This is a genomic window from uncultured Gemella sp., assembly GCF_963519265.1.
Taxonomy (GTDB): Bacteria; Bacillota; Bacilli; order Staphylococcales; family Gemellaceae; genus Gemella.
The window spans coordinates 1-3,184 of record NZ_CAUQNQ010000131.1 but is presented as its reverse complement, the minus strand read 5'-3'; the positions used below and the strand labels follow the sequence as shown (position 1 = coordinate 3,184).

The window sequence follows — 3,184 nt, the reverse complement described above, 5'->3', positions numbered from 1 at the left end:
ATGCAGTACTGCGCACACCCTACGTCGGGATTGAAAGTTATATAATGACTACTGCTTGTTACTGATAAAAATTATATTATTGATCAATTAAGAATATTGCCAAAATCCAGCTAATACATCAATATTACCTTTCTTATCTTTTTCTTTATAATATATATATAATTTTCCATAATCAAACGGGTAATTACCATTAAGAAGATTATCTGGGTAATAATCTTCGTCTATACTCATCAAGTACAAATATCCATCTTCTTCTAGATTTTTATAAAAATAATCTTCTTCTTGAATTAGTTGCAATTCTCCTCCTACTGTTACTAAACCTGATAAATCATCACTATTTACTTTTCTATACGGTTCAAAATAAATCCTATTTAAGTCCATATTTGTAAATGAAGTAATTTTACTTTCCTCAGATTTTGGATGAGTAAAAACTTTTATTGAACAATTAGGATAGATATTATTATCAAGCATAATATCATGATTTTTAGGCAAGAAAATAGATAATATAAAATTAGTTTTTAATGGATGTTCAAAACATCCATAAAACATCATTTCTGAAATACAATCTTGTTTATCATCAAAATATTTAGGAATATTTCCTCCTATTCGATTAAGGCTAATCTCCTTAATCTCGTTCAAAATAACTTTTTCTTGAATAGCTTTAGTCATTTTTTATTCCTTTCTTGTATTAAACTTATAAGTTGTTTTTTCTAGCAAAATTTATTGCTGAAGCTCTTAAATTTGAAGCAAGTTTGGTTGCATAAGCACGAGCAGATGATTTTTCCCATCCTCTTCTTAACAAGCCTATATAGATTCCATATTTAGTTAAATTTGTATTTAACTAAATGTTATCCATTGCCGATTCTAGAAACCTTGGCTTATGTATTCGATTAACAAAATAATAAGTAGATTTAGGAATTATTTATTAACTTTTCGAGATATTCAATACTTCTGAATAAATAATGTTCACCTATTTGCTGTATCAAATTTGATGAGTCCCCAAATAATATTTTTTCTAAATACTTTTTTAGAATTATAAGCTCATCTTTTTTTAAGAGATTTAAAGAATGAGTGATGTTTTCTGCAGTAGGTATATTTATAATAAATTCTTCTATATTTACTGGAATATCATCATTTCTAATGCCATTGCTGATGCTATCAATAATTTTAGGCATTAAATAATTTATTCCTTCTGGTGAAAAAAAGATGAATGGTACTAAATTATGTTCATCAATAATAATTTTCTCTATTGGGGTATATTCGTAATACTTAAATTCATCTTTAAATTCCTCTATTTTATAAATGTTTTCTCGATAAAGGTTTTTGAACAATCCTTCTTTAGGATAATCTCTATAGGGAATTTTAAGGAAGGGCATATTTGTCTCCATTATGTTAGATAACTTTTACATTAATAGTGATTTTTCCATGCGGTGTATTCACCGAACTACAAGAGGATGCCGTCTTTATTGGTTAAATCTTGAGATACCGATTTGGTTGCAGTGGAAGTAGTGGGTTTGCCGGCGGCTTTCACCGTCTTTGTTGGTCCAGTTATGTACCTGTGCCAAGGGTTCGGAAGAAGTGGAGGTTTTGCTCGGGTTACTGCTTGCTATTTTATCTAGGGTAGCTCAAAAATTTTATGAAATCATTTATTTCATCTTCATTAAAGCCATTTTCAAGATATTCTTTCTCGTAAATAATAAAATCTAATAAATATTTTCTTGAATAATCATCTAAATTATTTTTAATTTTCTCAATTAGCATAAAAAATTTATTGGGTTCTATTAATTTTGTTATTAGTACATTTAACTCAAAATCACAATTTTTGCTTAAAATATTTAGATTTTGAAAAATCAAATCAGCAATTTCCTGTTTTTGTAGGTCATTAAAGTTAAGTATAGATATTGCTCTCAGAAAATCAGAGATGCTTTGAACTACTATAAATTTATTATTGGATAATATACATTTAATAAATTTAAATTCATTCTCAGTAATTTCTATTTTATTTGGGAATATTTTTGATAATAAATACAATGCTCTACGTATATTTTTAGATGGTAGTGAATCTAGTAGTATAATTATTTGACTGAAATCTTCTTGTTCTAAAGAAGTTTCAATCATATTTTGTATATAAAAATCGCTATTGCTCATAATTATCATGCTCCTATATCAATATTAAACTTCACATTGTTCCTACAAGACTTCCTCCTACCACAAAAGCACCACATACTCCTGCCGTTGAATATATACAAACACTAACTAGAACAACAGTTCCAACAAGGGCGACTGCTCATCAGCCACATTGTCGAAGTTCAGCGAGAATACCCGTCCGTTGGCGTCTTCCACCTCGACCAGTGGGAAGGGGATGGGTGGAACGGAAGACGGAGCGGGTGGAGTCAGCCATGGAGTACTCCTGTTGGGGGATGGGGTTATTTAAAAATGTATTTTAAATAACCCTTTTATATTTTACAGGTAGTATTGGAGTTTGATTCCGTCTAGGCTAGTTAGTTATGCCATATGATTTCCCTTGCAGAGCCAAAAGTAACTTTACTAATATTTTTGCCAATAATAATTCTTTTGTCTAATTTCCCAGAATATTTTGATCCTGCTAGTTTCTGAAATAAAACAACATTTAATTCATTGTCATTGTAAATAGTAGTTTTCATACTTGATATTCCCATTGCACTATTGCTAAGTAAACCTGTCAAATTAGCTTCTCTATTTTCTTGAGCTTCAGTAATAGTAATTTTAAAATTCCAAATGTCATTAATATCAATTTCATTATTAATTAACGAACAACCAGATGATATTATACTCATAAGAAACGGGATAATTGCTTTAATTTTCATAATGAACCTCCTGATGAATTTAATGATGAAGAATCTGAAGATCTACCACTTGAGTGAATTGTTAGAGTACCAGATAAACCATAAATATCTATCCATAAGGTAGTATTAAATCCAAATTGATATAAATTACTTCCCCCGTAATCTAATCGGATCCTGATTTACAAACCGACCCGCATCAGGCTCATAGTACCTGAGGAAGTTGTAATGCAGCCCCGTCTCACGGTCAGCGTACGGGTTTTGCAGGCAGAAGTGCTGGTACGCGCTATCCGTTATCTTGGTTTCTTCTTTCATAGAACCTTACGGTTTGGTTGGATTTTGAGCTGACCATTCGTTTAAAG

Annotated in this window: 5 protein-coding genes; all 5 read right to left on the bottom strand. The window is 30.4% G+C overall.

Going from position 1 to position 3,184, the window contains the following annotated elements; translation table 11 throughout:
- Nucleotides 1-87: 87 nt before the first annotated feature.
- On the bottom strand, nt 88-669 hold the full coding sequence (locus tag RWN11_RS07945; RefSeq protein WP_314161196.1) for a hypothetical protein: 582 nt from the start codon (nt 667-669) through the stop codon (nt 88-90).
- A gap of 242 nt (nt 670-911) precedes the next feature.
- Complete coding sequence (locus tag RWN11_RS07940; RefSeq protein ID WP_314161195.1) at nt 912-1,388, bottom strand: hypothetical protein; 477 nt, start codon at nt 1,386-1,388, stop codon at nt 912-914.
- A gap of 223 nt (nt 1,389-1,611) precedes the next feature.
- Nucleotides 1,612-2,148, bottom strand: coding sequence for a hypothetical protein (locus tag RWN11_RS07935; protein WP_314161193.1), 537 nt, complete (start codon nt 2,146-2,148; stop codon nt 1,612-1,614).
- Nucleotides 2,149-2,501: 353 nt separating this feature from the next.
- Nucleotides 2,502-2,846 (bottom strand): hypothetical protein, encoded by a 345-nt coding sequence (locus RWN11_RS07930; protein WP_314161192.1) that lies wholly within the window; start codon nt 2,844-2,846, stop codon nt 2,502-2,504.
- Nucleotides 2,847-2,972: 126 nt separating this feature from the next.
- Nucleotides 2,973-3,137: an RHS repeat-associated core domain-containing protein gene (locus RWN11_RS08295; RefSeq protein WP_399536234.1), complete on the bottom strand. Its 165-nt coding sequence runs from the start codon at nt 3,135-3,137 to the stop codon at nt 2,973-2,975.
- Between the last annotated feature and the right edge of the window lie 47 nt (nt 3,138-3,184).

Bases quoted from the DNA above. Each gene is read 5' to 3' on its own strand.
- RWN11_RS07945 (WP_314161196.1), bottom strand. From the start codon at position 669: ATGACTAAAGCTATTCAAGAAAAAGTTATTTTGAACGAGATTAAGGAG.
- RWN11_RS08295 (WP_399536234.1), bottom strand. From the start codon at position 3,137: ATGAAAGAAGAAACCAAGATAACGGATAGCGCGTACCAGCACTTCTGC.
- RWN11_RS07940 (WP_314161195.1), bottom strand. From the start codon at position 1,388: ATGGAGACAAATATGCCCTTCCTTAAAATTCCCTATAGAGATTATCCT.
- RWN11_RS07930 (WP_314161192.1), bottom strand. From the start codon at position 2,846: ATGAAAATTAAAGCAATTATCCCGTTTCTTATGAGTATAATATCATCT.
- RWN11_RS07935 (WP_314161193.1), bottom strand. From the start codon at position 2,148: ATGAGCAATAGCGATTTTTATATACAAAATATGATTGAAACTTCTTTA.